This window comes from Haemophilus sp. SZY H36 (genome assembly GCF_018829625.1).
Taxonomy (GTDB): Bacteria; Pseudomonadota; Gammaproteobacteria; order Enterobacterales; family Pasteurellaceae; genus Haemophilus; species Haemophilus haemolyticus_K.
In genome coordinates this window covers 36215-54250 of sequence record NZ_JAHKKA010000001.1, presented here as the reverse complement: position 1 = coordinate 54250, position 18036 = coordinate 36215, and the positions used below count along the sequence as shown (strand labels likewise).

Annotated in this window: 14 protein-coding genes; 8 read left to right on the top strand and 6 right to left on the bottom strand. The window is 38.8% G+C overall.

Annotated elements, in window-relative coordinates:
* The first annotated feature begins 59 nt into the window (after positions 1-59).
* Positions 60-986 (top strand): fructokinase, encoded by a 927-nt coding sequence (gene cscK / locus KP713_RS00235; protein ID WP_215769508.1) that lies wholly within the window; start codon positions 60-62, stop codon positions 984-986.
* A gap of 78 nt (positions 987-1064) precedes the next feature.
* Positions 1065-2519 carry a glycoside hydrolase family 32 protein gene (locus tag KP713_RS00230; protein WP_215769507.1) on the top strand — a complete coding sequence of 485 codons (1455 nt, stop codon included), beginning with the start codon at positions 1065-1067 and terminating at the stop codon, positions 2517-2519.
* 107 nt (positions 2520-2626) lie between these two features.
* Here KP713_RS00230 and hemA read toward each other — a convergent pair whose 3' ends face one another.
* Complete coding sequence (gene hemA, locus KP713_RS00225) at positions 2627-3943, bottom strand: glutamyl-tRNA reductase (RefSeq protein ID WP_215769506.1); 1317 nt, start codon at positions 3941-3943, stop codon at positions 2627-2629.
* A 187-nt stretch (positions 3944-4130) separates the two neighbouring features.
* Complete coding sequence (gene gloB, locus KP713_RS00220; RefSeq protein WP_215769505.1) at positions 4131-4847, bottom strand: hydroxyacylglutathione hydrolase; 717 nt, start codon at positions 4845-4847, stop codon at positions 4131-4133.
* Between the two features lie 33 nt (positions 4848-4880).
* Between gloB and KP713_RS00215 the strand changes: the two genes are divergently transcribed.
* Positions 4881-5579, top strand: coding sequence for a class I SAM-dependent methyltransferase (locus tag KP713_RS00215; protein ID WP_215769504.1), 699 nt, complete (start codon positions 4881-4883; stop codon positions 5577-5579).
* Here KP713_RS00215 and KP713_RS00210 read toward each other — a convergent pair.
* A complete protein-coding gene (locus KP713_RS00210; RefSeq protein ID WP_215769503.1) occupies positions 5576-6382 on the bottom strand; it encodes a methyltransferase domain-containing protein in 807 nt (268 codons plus the stop codon). The two genes, KP713_RS00215 and KP713_RS00210, sit on opposite strands and share 4 nt — an antisense overlap.
* Before the next feature lie 240 nt (positions 6383-6622).
* On the opposite strand from KP713_RS00210, the gene KP713_RS00205 reads away from it, so the two are divergent.
* The 3 genes from KP713_RS00205 to gyrA all read left to right on the top strand — a co-directional run bounded on the left by KP713_RS00205 (position 6623) and on the right by gyrA (position 12211).
* A complete protein-coding gene (locus KP713_RS00205; RefSeq protein WP_215769502.1) occupies positions 6623-7099 on the top strand; it encodes a hypothetical protein in 477 nt (158 codons plus the stop codon).
* Positions 7100-7236: 137 nt separating this feature from the next.
* On the top strand, positions 7237-9000 hold the full coding sequence (gene ycaO, locus KP713_RS00200; protein ID WP_215769501.1) for a 30S ribosomal protein S12 methylthiotransferase accessory factor YcaO: 1764 nt from the start codon (positions 7237-7239) through the stop codon (positions 8998-9000).
* 568 nt (positions 9001-9568) lie between these two features.
* Complete coding sequence (gene gyrA / locus KP713_RS00195) at positions 9569-12211, top strand: DNA topoisomerase (ATP-hydrolyzing) subunit A (protein ID WP_215769500.1); 2643 nt, start codon at positions 9569-9571, stop codon at positions 12209-12211.
* 65 nt (positions 12212-12276) lie between these two features.
* On the opposite strand, the gene metX is transcribed toward gyrA, so the two are convergent.
* On the bottom strand, positions 12277-13353 hold the full coding sequence (gene metX, locus KP713_RS00190) for a homoserine O-acetyltransferase MetX (RefSeq protein WP_111407939.1): 1077 nt from the start codon (positions 13351-13353) through the stop codon (positions 12277-12279).
* Between the two features lie 157 nt (positions 13354-13510).
* On the opposite strand from metX, the gene KP713_RS00185 reads away from it, so the two are divergent.
* Positions 13511-14194: a SanA/YdcF family protein gene (locus tag KP713_RS00185; protein WP_215769499.1), complete on the top strand. Its 684-nt coding sequence runs from the start codon at positions 13511-13513 to the stop codon at positions 14192-14194.
* Positions 14195-14197: 3 nt separating this feature from the next.
* Here KP713_RS00185 and folC read toward each other — a convergent pair whose 3' ends face one another.
* Both folC and accD read right to left on the bottom strand, forming a co-directional pair.
* On the bottom strand, positions 14198-15502 hold the full coding sequence (gene folC / locus KP713_RS00180; RefSeq protein ID WP_215769498.1) for a bifunctional tetrahydrofolate synthase/dihydrofolate synthase: 1305 nt from the start codon (positions 15500-15502) through the stop codon (positions 14198-14200).
* Position 15503: 1 nt separating this feature from the next.
* Entirely contained in the window at positions 15504-16394 is an 891-nt protein-coding gene (gene accD, locus KP713_RS00175) for an acetyl-CoA carboxylase, carboxyltransferase subunit beta (RefSeq protein WP_009499983.1), read from the bottom strand.
* Between the two features lie 201 nt (positions 16395-16595).
* Between accD and KP713_RS00170 the strand changes: the two genes are divergently transcribed.
* A complete protein-coding gene (locus KP713_RS00170) occupies positions 16596-17987 on the top strand; it encodes a DegQ family serine endoprotease (protein WP_215769497.1) in 1392 nt (463 codons plus the stop codon).
* Positions 17988-18036 lie beyond the last annotated feature (49 nt).

The following is an 18036-nucleotide window of genomic DNA, read 5'->3' as shown; positions in this document are numbered from 1 at the left end:
TAACCGCGCTTTAAAGTGCGGTTATTTTTAATCAATTTTGTCGTATAAAGGAACGTAAAATGAATCAAAAAATTTGGGTAACTGGTGATGCTGTAGTCGATTTAATCCCAGACGGTGAAAATCACTATTTACGTTGTGCGGGTGGCGCACCTGCAAATGTGGCGGTGGGTGTTGCGCGTTTAGGTGGACAAAGTGCATTTATCGGAAGAGTGGGGAATGATCCTCTCGGTCAATTTATGCAAGAAACGCTTAATTCGGAAAACGTAGATACAACTCATATGATTCTCGATCCTCAACATCGTACATCAACGGTGGTGGTGGGATTAGATAATGGTGAACGTAGCTTCACTTTTATGGTTAATCCAAGTGCGGATCAGTTTTTACAAACCAATGATCTCCCTCATTTTAAATCTGGAGAATGGTTACACTGTTGTTCTATTGCTCTCATTAATAACCCATCACGTGAAACAACTTTTGAAGCAATTCGCCGTATTAAAGTTGCTGGAGGATTTTTTTCCTTTGATCCCAATTTACGCGAATCGCTATGGGCAAGCTTAGATGAAATGAAAAGCGTTGTGATGGATGCGGTAGGCCTCGCTGATGTATTGAAATTCTCCGAAGAAGAATTAACGCTTTTAACCAATACTGACAGCCTTGAAAAAGCATTTGAAAAAATCACCGCACTTTATCCTGAGAAATTGGTTATTGTCACCTTAGGTAAAGATGGGGCATTGTATCACCTTGCAGGGAAAAAGGATGTCGTTACAGGTAAGGCATTAAGACCAATTGATACCACCGGTGCAGGTGATGCCTTCGTGGGAGGGTTATTAGCAGGACTTTCTCAACATGAAAATTGGCGTAACAGTGATGTGCTAGTTCGTATTATTCGTCAGGCCAATGCTTGTGGCGCATTGGCAACCACAGCCAAAGGAGCGATGTCCGCCCTACCAAATAAAAATCAATTAACTGAATTTTTAGAAAATTAGTTGCTGAGTGTGTGAATAAAAGGTTCACACACTTTTTTTCACTGAATTCGCACATTTCAATTTAGGCACAACACCATAATGATCATTTTTAACAACGGTAAATACAAAAGTATTCTTGCAGCAGAACCAGGTGAGCTCAACACTATACGTCAAACTGTGGAAAGCGATAAAGATTTCTATCCGACCTATCACATTGCCCCACCAACAGGATTATTAAATGATCCGAATGGTTTAGTGTTTGATGGTGAAAAATATCATCTTTTTTATCAATGGTTTCCCTTTGATGCATTACATGGGATGAAGCACTGGAAACATTTTATTACAAATGACTTTCAAGTCTTCCAACATGCAGATGATTTAATCCCATGTGAGCCATTTGAATCTCATGGTTGTTATTCTGGAGGGGCATTAAAAGTCGATAATAAATTAGCAATATTCTATACGGGAAATACTCGCCGTTTGACTGATAATCAACGAATCCCCTACCAAAACCTTGCTATTTTTGATTGTAACGGCATGCTTATCAGTAAACGTCTGCTGATTGAAAAAGCGCCTAATGGTTATACAGAACATGTACGGGATCCTAAACCTTACTTGACTCCTGAAGGTAAAATTCGTTTTATCTGTGGTGCGCAACGGCAAAATCTCACAGGCACCGCTCTCCTGTTTGAAATGGATAATTTAGATGATACGCCTCGTTTACTGGGTGAACTTGACGTCCCTAAATTTAATAACCATCAGGTTTTTATGTGGGAATGCCCTGATTTGACGAAATTAGGCAATAAAGATATTTTTATTTGGTCACCGCAAGGAAAAGCGCGTGAAACGAATCAGTTCCAAAATAACTATCATGCTACTTATGCTATCGGTCAATTAAACCAGTATACTTTTGATGCAGAATATATTGCAGAACTTGATCAAGGCTTTGATTTCTATGCACCGCAAACCTTTTCAGGTTTAGAAAATAAAGAGAATACTATTCTACTAGGCTGGATAGGCTTACCTGATTTAACTTATCCAACAAATCAATTCAAATGGCATTCAGCCCTTACCATGCCACGCGAAATTCAGTTAAAAAACAATCAGCTATTCCAGCGCCCAATTAAAAAAATCTATGAAAATATGACCGCACTTTTATCCCTCACATTAAAAGGAAAAATGGAAGTTGAACATTTAGATCGGGCTTATTTGAAATTTGATGCGCAAAATCGCCCCTTTACATTAGATTTCTTTTCCAATAAAGCTAAGGAAAAGCTAAGCTTATCTTATGAAAATGGCCTAATTTGCTTAGATCGTCATCAATCCACACAAACTGAGTTAATGATAAAATTTGGATCGCAACGTTACTGCAAAGTACACGAACTTCATACTATCGAAATGTTCTTTGATCGTTCTATTGTAGAAATTTTCTTAAATAATGGTGAAAAAACCATGACATCAAGATTTTTTATCGCAGATAGGGAAAACGTTATTGTAACAAACCGATCTTTGGACATTGAGATTGGCTTTCCGAAACATATTCAATATGTGTAGCTGAAATGAAGTGTTACTTGGAGGAAATCTACGTTCTTTTACATTATTAAAAAGAACGTAGGTAAGTTATCGCTGAGTGATATTGGTTTATTCTTTGAATATTTGCCTTATTTTTCATTCAACGGATGATCCAAATGTAAGGCGTTAGAAAATGCATGTAATCCTTCGGCATTACTACTTTTCATCATTGCTTGCATTGTCTGTGTTGGTACGTGAATCAATTTATTCATGAGTTTATAACTCAGCTCTTGCAAAATATCTTCGGCGAGCTCACCATTTTGTAAACTTAATTGCGCTTTTTCAAGTAGCTCTTGACGAATTCGCTCTGCATCTTGGCGATAATATTTAATTAAATTAGAGAATTGATGAACCTTTAACCACTCAAAGAAATCATAACATTCTTGAGAAATAATTTCTTGTGCTTGTTCAGAAGCTAGTTCTCTCTGATTCAAATTACGTTGAATGATATCTTGCAAATCATCTACGGTATAATGATATACACTATCAAGTTCTGCCACCGTTTCATCAATATCTCGAGGAACCGCAATATCTACTAATAACATTGGCGCATAATGACGCACTTTTTGAGATTGCTTCACCATGTCTTGAGTGATCAACACATTTGGACTACCTGTAGAGCTAATCACAATATCAGCCTGATGCAATGCATATTGCAATTCATCTAAACCAAATACATCTATCTGCGTCTCAGTTGCTAATTTCTCAACTAATTGCACGGCTCTTTCTCGAGTACGATTTGCAATCATTAATTTTTTCACACCATGACGCAATAAATGACGGCTGACGAGTTCAATCGTCTCCCCTGCACCAACCAGTAAAATATTTAGGTTTCGGAGTGATTCAAAAATCTGACGAGCAAGACTACAAGCAGCATAAGCCACTGATACCGCACTTTCGCCAATATTGGTTTCAGTTCGGACCCGTTTTGCCGTAGAAAATGTTTTTTGAAATAAACGAGAAAGCTCTGTTGATAGAGGTAAATTAGCAGCTTGATAATAATCTTCTGTAATTTGAAATGCTTGTTTTACCTGCCCTAAAATTTGTGGCTCACCTAAAATGAGTGAATCTAATCCACAGGCCACACGCATTAAGTGATTTGCCGCTTGCTGATTTTGATAGGTATAAATACTCGGATTCAGTTCTGCTAAAGAAAGTTGATGGATATCAGCAAACCATTGCGCTGCATTATGCAACCATTTTTCACATTCTTGTGGCGAAATTTGTCGATGATGAAAATACACTTCCGTGCGATTACACGTAGAAAGAATCACGGCACCTTCAGCAAGGTTTTGGCGATAAATTTGTTGCAAGGCAAGCTCGCGTTTCTCATTTGAAAACGCGACTTTTTCACGCACTGAAACAGATGCGGTTTTGTGATTAATGCCGAGAACAAGAAGTGTCATAAAATAATTAAAAAATAATCTGTAGAAAGCAAAATTTCAAAAACATAGATATGATACTTTAAGCACCACACCTTATTTCCATCCTGCCCACATATTAATAATAAAAAATACCGTGTGTTATTCTAATGAATTGTGACGCATTGAGCAAATTCACACATCATAAATTTATTAGAATCATGCCAAATGCTTAAAAAATATCTTTTGCTTTGCGAAGTGCGGTAAATTCTTCAAGTGTTTTTGCTTGTAAAAACGGATTAATTTCTCGCTCTAGTTTTAAGGTTGTTGGCAAGCTTGGTTTATTTTCAGCCCGTTGTGTTTCAACAAAAATACGTTGTTTTTCTACCGCACTTTTTTCTACCGCACTTTTCTCCACCAGCACCGTTTCTGCAAACGCTAAATTCCCCAAGGTGTATTCATGAGCAGGGCAAACAATCGTCTCGTCTGGCAATCTATTCAAACGCTGCAAACCTTCAAACATCTGCGCATAATTACCTGTGAAAACACGTCCGCAACCTGCAGAAAATAACGCATCACCACAAAATAAATGATTATCCACTAAAAAACTAATGTGTTGTTTAGTGTGTCCCCCCGTCGGAATGACATCAATTTGATAATGTGCGGTAAGGATTTTCCCTTCGTTCACAATTTGAGTTGCACCTTTTTTCTCACATTCTTGTGGCCCATAAATCGGCACCGTTGGATAACGTTTTTTAAATGCCGACACACCTTGTGTATGATCCTCATGTTCGTGAGTAAGCAACACCGCTTCAACTGTTGCGTTTTGCTTATCTAGCCATGCAAACAGCTTGTCCGTTTCAGGCAAATCGACAATAATAAGAGGCAGATTTTCTCGTTGATAAAGCCAAATGTAGTTATCATTCAGCGCAGGCAAAGCAAATAACATAATCGTCCTTTTCATTTGTGATGGAGGAATAAAATGATTGTAAACTGGAATGCCAAAGCGACCAAGCCTTTCATTCAGCCTGAAAGTTGGCAAAATCAGCCAAAGGGGGATGATTATTGCCAAGCCTTACGTCAAACATTAATGCCTTGGATGCCCAAAATTTTAGGTCATCAAGTTTTGAAAATCGGTGGGTTAAGCGGTGAAGTTACGACGAATTTGCCTATGCACCACCAGATTATTCTGAGCGACAAAATCACGCCAAATCTTGCCGCACTTTGCAATGCTAAAGTTAGCTTAGTTCAAGCTAGCCTCACCGAATTGCCGTTAATTCAAAAAGAAATCCATGCCGTGTTTTTAATGAATACGCTTAATTTTGCGCAAGATCCGCATCAAATTCTGCGCGAATCCCATCGTGTACTAGCTGACGATGGCTGGATTTTTATTGCTTTATTTAATCCATTAAGTCCGCTGATTTTCAAAAGAAAAATGGGGGATTATCCACTGCGTCACTACCCTGCTTGGCGTGTGATTGATTGGCTTTCATTGCTCAATTTTGAAGTGATTAAAAAATGCTCTATCGCAACCAAGAATAAACGCGCAACAATCTTTTCGCCTCTCACGTTAATCATTGCGCAAAAACGGACTTATCCACTGACTCTCACCCCAGAAAAAGTGCGGTCAAAAATACCGGTATTTTTAGAGCCGGTAAATGCATTCAAGCTGAAAAGTTAGGCACTTTCCACATTCCACCAAATCAACGCCCATTTTTTCTGTCCGTGAGAAATGGGTTCGTTATTGGTTTGTTTACGATCGTAAAAGGCTTTTAAACCCTGTTTTTCTTTTTCGGAAAGCTCGCCTAAAGAAAATTCCACCGAGGCTAATAAATCTTCGTAGCTTTCACCTTGAAAACAACCGGATTCGGTTTCAATAAAATTCAAATTTGCCTGAATGCCTTTTTGATACAACCGATTGAGTAAATAAATATAAGTGGGAAAACCAATATCTTCACGGCCCATCGCCTCAAATACGCCCTCATCTAAAAAATGACGTTGTGTGACAGAAGTCAAAAACACTCGTTTTTTCGCTTTGGCACAGATTTTTTCGATCATATCATCCAAATCATCCACCAGCGTTGAACGAGATGCCAACACCACATCAGCTTGCGGCACATCATCCCAATTATCTGCCCAAGATTTATGAAATATCGTCAAATTATGTAAACCAAATTTCTGTTTGAACTGCGCCAAGCAATCTAACATTCCATTGCTATAATCCAAGGCATATACCGTTGAGCCTTGTTGTGCGAGAGGCACAGCAAAGGTACCGGGGCCACAACCAATATCCAACACAGTTTCATCGGATTGCACATTCATAGCTTGCAATAATTGCTGATTATATGCAGAAGGCTTGCCGACTAAGTTCTCTGCCATTTTCACGGCTTTTTTATCCCATTTTGTCGGAGGTAAGTTGTAATGATTACACGCGATTAAGTGTTGTTGATAAAGTTCAGCAAAATTGATGTCGTAAATAGTCATAGTGATTTTTCAATGTAGTTATTGTAGTTATTCAAATGTTGATGTAAAAGTTCGGGCGAAGTGCGGTTAAAATGATAAAGCATTTTTTCATTTTAACTTTTTAAAAACGAGACATTGCAACCAATTCTACAGTATCGATATATTAATTCAAATATAACGTAGTAAAATAAGATAAAAGAATTCTATAATATTAGGTGTTCTATATTTTCCTATGGTTATTTTGTAGAAAAGGACTATTCAATGAAATTTGAAGTAATTTATAAATTTTTCTTAGTATGGGGATTAGCCTTAAGTTTGCTTTTCGTTGTTGCAAGTGGCATTTCAATGTGGCTAGAATTTCCTTTTGCTCAAGCCTTAGACATTCATCTTTTCTTTGCAGGATTTGCCGTATTTGGTTTGTTACTGCATTTTTATAGCCGCAAGAAGAAATGGGTAAAAATCAACACTCAATTTGCCGATCTCATCACTCATAATCGCATGCCCTCTTATTGCAATTTGGATCGCTTGATGATGACTTTCGAACATTTTTCTATTCAACAAATCGCTGAGCAACTCAATCTTTCTCTTCCAATTTTATTAAATGAATTATCACAAGCTCAAATAAACATAACTGATTCCCACCGCACTTTACGTGAAAACTTTCCTCTCAACGATGAAAAAATTTTCGCTACCATTACGATTGCATTGAAAGTGCGGTTCAATCCAACGTTACTTTAACGCCAATCAAATATACGTTAAAAGTGCGGTAAAAAACCCCGAAGTGTTTCGGGGTTTATTTTTGCCGAAAAAATCTTGCCCCGCTATTAAAACTCCCCTATTATTCACCGCACTTTTTTCTTATTTAGGAACAAAAAATGACAGAACAAACGTTTATCCCTGGCAAAGATGCCGCATTAGAAGATAGCATTGCAAAATTTCAACAAAAATTGACCGCCCTTGGTTTTAATATTGAAGAGGCATCGTGGCTGAATCCTGTGCCAAATGTATGGTCTGTTCATATTCGCGATAAAGACTGCCCGCAGTGTTTTTCTAATGGTAAAGGGGCAAGCAAAAAAGCAGCATTAGCTTCTGCCCTTGGCGAATATTTTGAACGTCTTTCCACCAACTATTTTTTTGCTGATTTCTATTTAGGGCAAGAAATTGCAAACGGCGAGTTCGTGCATTATCCCAATGAAAAATGGTTCCCGATTGAAGATGATGCTTTACTGCCTAATGGCATTTTAGATGATTATTTATTGGATTATTTTGATCCTAATGCCGAGCTTACGCCTGAATTATTGGTAGATTTACAATCTGGCAATTATGATCGCGGGATCGTAGCGATGCCTTATATTCGTCAATCGGACGAACAAACCGTTTACATTCCACAAAGTATTATTGCCAACCTTTATGTCTCAAATGGCATGTCTGCGGGCAATACGAAATTTGAAGCACGTGTGCAAGGCTTGTCAGAAGTATTTGAGCGTTATGTGAAAAACAAAATTATCGCTGAAGCGATCAGTCTGCCAGAAATTCCAAAATCAGTGATGGATCGCTATCCATCTATTCAGGCTTCTATTGCAAAATTAGAGGAAGAAGGTTTCCCAATTTATGCTTTTGATGCTTCACTTGGCAGAAAATACCCTGTTATTTGCGTCGTATTATTAAATCCGAATAACGGCACGTGCTTTGCCTCTTTCGGCGCACATCCAAATTTCCAAGTAGCGTTAGAACGTACGGTGACTGAACTCTTACAAGGTCGTAGCTTGAAAGATTTAGATGTTTTCTCACCGCCATCTTTCAATAACGATGATGTGGCTGAACACGCTAATTTAGAAACCCACTTTATTGATTCGAGCGGTTTAATTTCTTGGGATTTATTCAAAGAAACGCCTGATTATGAATTTGCTGATTGGGATTTCAGTGGTACAACGCAAGAAGAATACAATAATTTAATGGCAATTTTCCGTGCGGATGAAAAAGAAGTTTACGTGATGGATTACAACCATTTGGATGTCTATGCGTGCCGTATTATTGTGCCAGGCATGTCTGATATTTATCCTGCAGACGATTTAATTTACGCTAACAACAATATGGGAATGGATTGGCGCGAAATTTTACTGGATTTACCAAATTGGCATCACGATGCAGAAACCTATCAAGAGTTATTAGAAGAATTAGATGGCCAAGATATTGACGATGCAACTCGCGTGCGTGAATTTATCGGTATCGTTGCACCTAAAAATAGCGGCTGGACAACCTTACGCATAGGTGAACTAAAATCAATGCTTCACCTTGCATTAGGCGAATTAGAACAAGCATTAGATTGGGCAAATTGGACGCTGAATATGAACAGCTCTGTATTCACCACAGAACGTGTGAATTATTACCGCGCATTAATTTCCATCATTGAATTACATTTAGATGAAAATCGCGAACCAGAGCAATATCGTTCAGTGTTTGAGAAAATGTATGGTAAAGATGCAGTTAAACAAGCTTGGGCAGCTGTATCTGAAGGTGGCAATCCGTTCTACAATCTTCCAGCAAGTGATGAGAATTTGGAAAACTTTAAGGAACATCAGGCGTTGCTGGGAGCGTATGGGAAGTTGCAGAAAGCAAAGCAAGTACATCAAAAATAAATTAGGCTTATTTCGTACTTTCAATTCTTGAAAGTACGACCTACTTTTCTTTGCTTCGCCAAAGAAAAGTAGGCAAAAGAAAAGCGCTCCTGCTTTTCCTTATTTCCTTTGTTCCATACAATTTGCTTAACGGAAATTTTCTGAACTCGCCGCAAACGGCTCAAACAGACGAAAATTTCCTACAAATTCTATGAAACAAAGGCGGAAAAGAAGGGGACCCATTTAATTCTACCAACAAATAAAACAACCTATAAAAACCTCTCTAAAACCAACCGCACTTTTTAAATGATCCTCCGATAAACTCGGGCCCCATATAAATCGCCTTTGCGACTTTCAATTTTTAGGCAATTTTCGTCTGTTTGAGCAACGTAGTTGCGAGTTTAGAAAATTGCTGTAAAGAAAATTGAAACAAAGCAAAGATCAGCGATTTAAGTGGGGGTACTTTTCTTTGCTTACTTTCTTTTGTACAAGCAAAAGAAAGTAAGTCGCCATTAGGCGAAATCCTAATGTAAAAAACATACCTTTATGCTATAATCCGTCACAATTTTTGATCAAAAAAGGAATACCAATGACGGATTCAATCCAATCATCTATCACCCCTGTCAATATTGAAGAAGAACTCAAATCTTCCTACCTTGACTACGCGATGTCGGTTATCGTTGGGCGTGCATTACCTGACGTTCGAGATGGTCTAAAACCTGTTCACCGCCGCGTACTATTCTCAATGGATCGCGAAGGCAATACCGCCAATAAAAAATATGTAAAATCAGCGCGTGTTGTAGGTGATGTAATCGGTAAATATCACCCGCATGGTGACTTGGCTGTGTACGATACAATCGTTCGTATGGCGCAACCATTCTCACTTCGCTATATGTTGGTTGATGGGCAAGGTAACTTCGGTTCAATTGATGGTGATGCACCCGCTGCAATGCGTTATACCGAAGTGCGTATGCAAAAAATTACGCAAGCATTGCTCACGGATTTGGATAAAGAAACCGTCAATTTCTCGCCAAACTATGATGGCGAATTAATGATTCCAGATGTATTGCCGACTCGTATTCCAGCACTTTTAGCAAATGGTTCTTCTGGTATTGCTGTGGGGATGGCAACTAACATTCCTCCTCACAACTTAAACGAAGTATTAAATGGTTGCTTAGCATATATCGACAACAATGAAATTACCATTGATGAATTAATGCAACATATTCCGGGACCAGACTTCCCAACCGCTGCGTTAATTAATGGTCGTAAAGGGATTGAAGAAGCCTATCGCACTGGTCGCGGTAAAGTGTATGTTCGTGCTCGTGCAACAGTAGAAACCAACGAAAAAGGACGCGAGCAAATTATCGTGTCTGAATTGCCATACCAAGTAAATAAAGCAAAATTAGTCGAGAAAATCGCCGAATTAATTCGCGAGAAAAAAATCGAAGGCATCAGCAATATTACTGACCTTTCAAATAAAGAAGGGATCCGTATTGAAATTGATATTAAACGTGATGCAGTAGGTGAAGTGGTATTAAACCATCTTTACTCGCTTACTCAAATGCAAGTGACCTTTGGTATCAATATGGTGGCACTGGATCACGGTCAGCCACGTTTATTTAATCTTAAAGAAATCATTGAATCCTTCGTTTTACACCGCCGTGAAGTCGTTACACGTCGTTCTATCTTTGAACTTCGCAAAGCGCGTGAACGTACGCACATTTTGGAAGGTTTAGCGGTTGCTCGTTCTAATATCGATGAAATGATTGCGATCATTCGTAACTCTAAAAACCGTGAGGAAGCGGCAACAGCAATCAGCTCACGTTCTTGGACGTTACATAGCGATATTATTAATCTTCTTGATGTTTCTGCTCGTCCTGATGATTTAGAAGAAAATCTAGGTATTCAAGGCGAACAATATTACTTATCACCAGCGCAAGTAAACGCAATTCTAGAACTTCGCTTACATCGTTTAACTGGGATTGCCTTTGAAGAAGTTGTAAAAGAATATGAAGAATTATTAGTTAAAATTGCGGATCTTCTTCATATTTTAAGTAGCGCAGAACGTTTAATGGAAGTGATTCGTGAAGAATTAGAAGAAGTGAAAGCACAATTCGGTGATGATCGTTTAACTGAAATTACCGCAGCTTCTGGCGATATTGATTTAGAAGATTTAATCGCACAAGAAGATGTGGTTGTGACGCTTTCTCATGAAGGCTATGTGAAATACCAACCACTAACTGACTATGAAGCACAACGTCGTGGCGGTAAAGGTAAATCTGCGACGAAGATGAAAGAAGAAGATTTCATCGAAAAATTACTTGTAGCAAATACTCACGATACGATCCTCTGCTTCTCTAGCCGCGGTCGTTTATATTGGTTGAAAGTATATCAACTTCCGCAAGCAAGCCGTGGCGCACGCGGTCGTCCAATTGTAAATATTCTTCCGTTACAAGAAAACGAACGTATTACCGCAATCTTACCAGTTTCTGCTTATGAAGAAGATAAATTCGTGGTCATGGCGACTGCAGGCGGTATTGTGAAGAAAATCGCCTTAACCGAATTTAGCCGTCCACGTTCAAACGGTATCATCGCATTGAATTTACGTGATGAAGACGAATTAATCGGCGTGGATATTACCGATGGCAGCAACGAAATTATGTTGTTCTCATCACAAGGTCGCGTGGTACGTTTTGCAGAAAATGCTGTGCGTGCAATGGGGCGTTTAGCAACAGGTGTTCGCGGTATTAAACTCGCTTTAACAAACGATATTTCTGACGATGAAAGCGCGGTAGAAATTGAAGATATTTCTGATGACAACGCTGAAGCATCATTAGACTTAAATATCGATAAAGTAGTTTCTCTCGTTGTGCCAAAAGGTGAAGGTGCAATTTTAACCGCAACGCAAAACGGCTACGGAAAACGCACACAATTAAGTGAATACCCAACCAAATCTCGTAATACAAAAGGTGTGATTTCAATTAAAGTGAGTGAACGCAATGGTAAAGTCGTTGCCGCAACTCAAGTAGAAGAAACAGACCAAATTATGTTGATCACTGATGCAGGAACCCTTGTTCGCACACGAGTAAGCGAGGTAAGCATCGTAGGTCGTAACACGCAAGGTGTTCGTTTAATTCGTACCGCAGATGATGAACACGTAGTAAGTTTAGAACGTGTTTGTGATGCAGATGAAGAAGATTCTTTGGAAGAAAGCGGTTCTGAAGAATAACCTATTATAAAAGAACCTATTATAAAAGAAAAAGTGCGGTGAAATTTCACCGCACTTTTTTATATCTAATTACCAGCCAAACCACCTCTAATTCGTTTTTCAAACTGATCATAATCCACTAAAAACGCATCGTGTCCGTAATCTGATGGGAATTCGTAAAAATGTAGATCGACTCCACTTTGTTCTAAAAGCTGTTTACTTTTATAAAGGTCAACTGGCTTAAAGAGCTGGTCCGTTGTCACAGAAACCAACGTATAGCGCGCTTTAATGCGTGATAATGCCTCTTTGACATTTTCATACCCAATACTTGGGTCATACATATCCAACGCACGTAACAAATGCAAATAACTATTGGCATCAAAACGTTCTAAAAATTTTTTGCCTTGGTAAGAAAGGTAGGATTCAACTTGAAAGTAATCGCCCCAAAAACTGCCATCTGATTTTGTAGCCCGTCCAAAGGCTTTTGCAAGCTGTAAATCAGTACGGTAAGTCAACATACCTAGCATACGAGCAATAGATAGCCCTTGATCTGGCGGTGTACCATCATAGTAATCGCCACCATTAAAATTAGGGTCATTAATGACCGCTTGACGCATAACATGGTTAAATCCTATGGCTTCAGCACTAAAATAAATGGATGAGCAAAGATTCACAATATTATCCATAAAATCAGGATAATCAATCGCCCATTGATTCGCTTGCATACCGCCAAAAGATCCACCAATAATGGCTTTTAAATGGCTAATGCCAAGATGATCAAGCAAGGCTTTTTGTACTTTGACAATATCTTGCACGACAATATTAGGAAATTGGCTACCATAGGGTTTACCCGTTTGCGGATTAATTGATGAAGGCCCTGTTGTTCCCTTGCAACCACCTAATACGTTCGAGCTAATAAAAAAATAACGATCCGTATCCAATGCTAAACCTTTGCCCATAAAATTCTGCCACCAGCCATCTCGACCATCATCGAAATAAGGCTCAGCATCGCCAGTCAAAGCGTGGCAAATTAATACTGCATTATTTTTTTCGGCATTGAGCGTACCATAAGTTTGATACGCGACATTGATATGGGAAAGCTTGCCACCAAGCGTCATGGTTAAAGGCTGTGTGTCAAAAAGCACTACATTTTGCACAGACATTGGAAACCTATTGTAATAATGAGAATGGCACTTAAACTATCAGTAAGTCGATTAGGTTGTCAAGAAATTTTAGCCGTCTAAACGGCTAGATTATCACACATCAATGCAATTCATAAAATCCATCAAATTCTCCTTGAAGTGCGGGGAATTTTTCATTATGTTTACAGGCATGATAATAAAATTACCATCAAAATTAACCGCACTTTTTCGTATATCGCTCTATACAATCTTTGCACTGATTATGCTTTGCTTGCTTGTCGATAAAGGCGTAAGTTTTTATGTGCGTGATAAGGTATTCACGAATATTGATGAACTGCCCCCGCGCGCATATGCTCTTGTGCTGGGTACATCGAAATATATTATTGGTGGAAAACCTAATGCTTATTACGAATATCGTTTAGCTGCCGCAAAAGAGTTGATCGATCATCAGAAAGTCAATTATCTTTTATTAAGTGGCGATAATCGTACGGTCCAATATAATGAACCAAGAGCAATGTTTCGTGATTTACGAAAAATGGGCGTATCTGAAGCCTCTATGTTCCGTGATTTTGCTGGTTTCCGTACGCTAGATTCCGTTATCCGAGCAGATAAAATTTTCCAAGTACAAGCATTTACGATTGTCAGCCAAAAATTTCATTGCGAACGTGCACTTTTAATTGCCAAAGCACATGATATTGATGCGATTTGTTTTGTAGCAAAACAACCTGAATTGCACCTATCGACCCGAATAAGAGAAGTTTTTGCGCGTATAAAAGCGGTTTTGGATTTGATATTAGGTGTTGAGCCTTATTTTTTGGGAGAGCCAGAACCTCTGCCCTCCCCTATAAATAAGGTCAATTGATGTTTACTCTACAACCGACCAAAATTCGGCTACGGTGTGGAAAGATCCAAAGACTAAAACAACATCATTTTTTACCGCACTTTTGAGCGCTGTACGCACACCATCCATAACAGAATTATCTGATGTAGCTTGAACATGTGGGAAATGACTTTTCAATTTCTCTACTAATTCAGCTCCTGACTGCCCACGATAGCCGCCTAAGGTTACACAATGCCATTCATCAATAATAGGCGTTAAATGTGCAAATACCCCATTTGCATCTTTGTCTTTGAGCATCCCACATACGGCAATAATTTTTCCCTCTATGCTATGTTTAAGTGCGGTCAATTTTTCAGATAAATATTTTGCAGCATGAGGATTATGCCCCACATCAACGATAATTGTTGGCAAGGTTTCAACTGGTACGCAAAGATAATCCGCTAATTTTTCACGTTTATCTGCTTTTATAGCTTGAAAACGACCGACTAACTCCACCTCTTGCAAAGATTTTCGCAAAGTCTGTTCTGAAATATCAAAAGGCAAGTATTGAACGGCTGCAAGAACAGTTGCGGCATTCGCTAATGGAATCTGACAAATCGGTAAATGTTCTAACCGCACTTTTTTATTTTTCCATTGCCAATTTTCAGCATTTTGCTCAAATGACCAATCCACATCGCGTCGAGAAACTTGGCAATGTAATTTTTCAGCCTGCTCTAACATTGTTTGTGGCACATTGGGTTCGCCAATCACGACAGGACAATTTTCGCGGAAAATTCCTGCTTTTTCAAAAGCAATGGCCTCTCTGGTATCCCCAAGAAAATCGGTATGATCAATATCGATGCTAGTAATCACCGCAAGGTGGCTATCCACAATATTGGTCGCATCTAAACGACCGCCCAACCCCACTTCTAAAATCACTACATCTAATTTTGCTTGCTTAAATAAATGCAATGCAGAAAGGGTGCTAAATTCAAAATAAGTCAGCGATTCTATTTTGTTTTCATCAATAAAAGCAAAAGAGGCTGTATGTGCTTCATCCGGTAAATCTTGATTTTGAATGCGTACTCGCTCGTTATAACGTAGTAAATGAGGCGAAGAATACACGCCCACACGTAATCCGTGATTAAGCAGAATCGTTTCTAACAAGCGACAAGTCGTGCCTTTACCATTCGTCCCCCCCACCGTTATCACATAAGGGGCGGGATGAAGTAAATCCAATTTTTCTGCCACGGATTTAATACGATCTAAACCGAGATCGATGGGTTTAAAATGGCTTTTTTCTAAATAAGAAAGCCACTCAGCGAGTGGCGAAGTGACTTTAAGTTGCATATTATTCATCTTCTGAAATGAGTTCAGGTTCTACAAAAGGAGAAGGTTGATTCGTTAATTTACTCAGTACACTTGCTAAAGTTTTACGCATTTCTGAACGTTTCACGATCATATCAATTGCCCCTTTCTCAAGTAAAAACTCACTACGTTGGAAACCTTCTGGGAGTTTTTCACGTACGGTTTGTTCAATAACGCGCGGCCCAGCAAACCCAATTAAAGCTTTTGGCTCGGCAATATTTAAATCACCTAACATCGCAAAACTTGCTGATACACCGCCTAAGGTCGGATCCGTTAATACCGAAATAAACGGCACACCTTTTTCACGCATTTGGGCAAGCACCGCACTAGTTTTTGCCATTTGCATTAAAGAGAACAATGCTTCTTGCATACGTGCACCACCACTGGCAGAGAAACACACAAATGGACAATTCATTTCCATTGCTTTTTCCGCCGCTTTAACAAATTTTGCACCCACAACAGACCCCATTGAACCGCCCATAAAAGCAAAGTTCGATGCAGCCACAACAATTGGCATATTATAAAGAGTACCAGTCATGGTAATTAACGCATCTTTTTCACCCGTTTCTTTTTGCGCCGCACTGATACGATCTTTATATTTCTTTAAATCTTTAAATTTTAAAATATCTTTTGGCTCTAAATCTGCCGCAATTTCTTGGCTTGAACCTTCGTCCAATAATTTTAATAAACGCTCACGTGCGTCAATACGCATATGATGACCGCATTTTGGGCAAACATAAAGATTACGTTTGAGTTCTTCACTATAAAGTACTTGTTCACAAGAAGTACATTTTGTCCACACGCCTTCCGGCACATTTGCTTTTCGAGTAGAAGAAGACGGACTTTTACTAAAAATTCGGTTAATCCAGCTCATTTTTTGACCTTTTTATTGACTAGAAAATTCTGCGTATTAGACCATAAATTTGCAGAATTTGCTACTTGTAAGGCGTTTTTGTACTGCTCCGATTTCCTTTAGAAACTTTCAATAAATATGAGAAATAAATCCATATTGAACATTTTTTTTATTTCTTTGTCTCATAGACCACGTTATCTGAAATCTATTTTGGAGTATTTTATGAAAAAAACACGTTTTGTATTAAGCAGTATTGCTCTCGGATTAAGTGTCTTGAGTACACCATTTGTGGCTCAAGCTGGTTTACCAAGTTTTATTTCAGAGCAAAATAGTTTGGCACCCATGTTAGAAAAAGTTCAACCTGCTGTGGTGACGCTTTCTGTTGAAGGAAAAGCAAAAGTTGATTCACGTTCTCCTTTTCAAGACGATATTCCTGAGGAATTTAAATTCTTCTTCGGCGATCGTTTTGCTGAACAATTTGGTGGACGCGGTGAATCAAAACGTAACTTCCGTGGTTTAGGTTCTGGCGTCATTATTAATGCCAATAAAGGCTATGTTTTAACGAATAATCATGTTATTGACGGGGCAGATAAAATTACCGTGCAATTACAAGATGGACGTGAGTTTAAAGCGAAATTAGTTGGTAAGGATGAACAATCAGATATTGCATTAGTACAACTTGAAAAACCAAGTAATTTAACAGAAATTAAATTTGCTGATTCCGATAAATTACGCGTAGGCGATTTCACTGTTGCAATTGGTAATCCATTTGGTTTAGGTCAAACTGTTACATCTGGTATTGTTTCTGCATTAGGTCGCTCAACTGGCTCTGACAGCGGTGCTTATGAAAACTATATTCAAACTGATGCTGCTGTAAACCGCGGTAATTCAGGTGGTGCATTAGTCAACCTAAATGGTGAACTTATTGGTATCAACACCGCGATTATTTCGCCAAGCGGTGGCAATGCAGGCATTGCCTTTGCGATTCCAAGTAATCAAGCAAACAATTTAGTACAACAAATTTTAGAATTTGGTGAAGTACGCCGAGGATTGCTTGGTATTAAAGGTGGCGAACTCAATGCTGATTTAGCCAAAGCCTTTAATGTGAGCGCACAACAAGGCGCATTTGTAAGTGAAGTTTTACCGAAATCTGCTGCTGAAAAAGCTGGCATTAAAGCGGGGGATATTATCACCGCGATGAATGGTCAAAAAATCTCAAGTTTCGCAGAAATGCGAGCAAAAATTGCCACCTCTGGTGCAGGAAAAGAGATCAGTTTAACTTACTTACGTGATGGTAAATCACACGATGTTAAAGTGAAATTACAAGCGGATGATGGAAATCAACTTTCCTCTAAAACGGAATTGCCAGCATTAGATGGAGCAACATTGAAAAACTATGATGCAAAAGGCATCAAAGGGATTGAAATCACCAAAATTCAACCGAACTCCCTCGCAGCCCAACGTGGTTTAAAAGCTGGCGATATTATTATTGGCATAAACCGCCAGCAGGTTGAAAACACGGCTGAATTAAGCAAAGCGCTTGATGAGGAGCCATCGGCTGTGGCCTTAAATATTTTACGTGGAGACAACAATTTTTACTTATTAGTACAATAACTCTTCCACCGAATATATAGACAAAAAGTCCGATCATGATGATCGGACT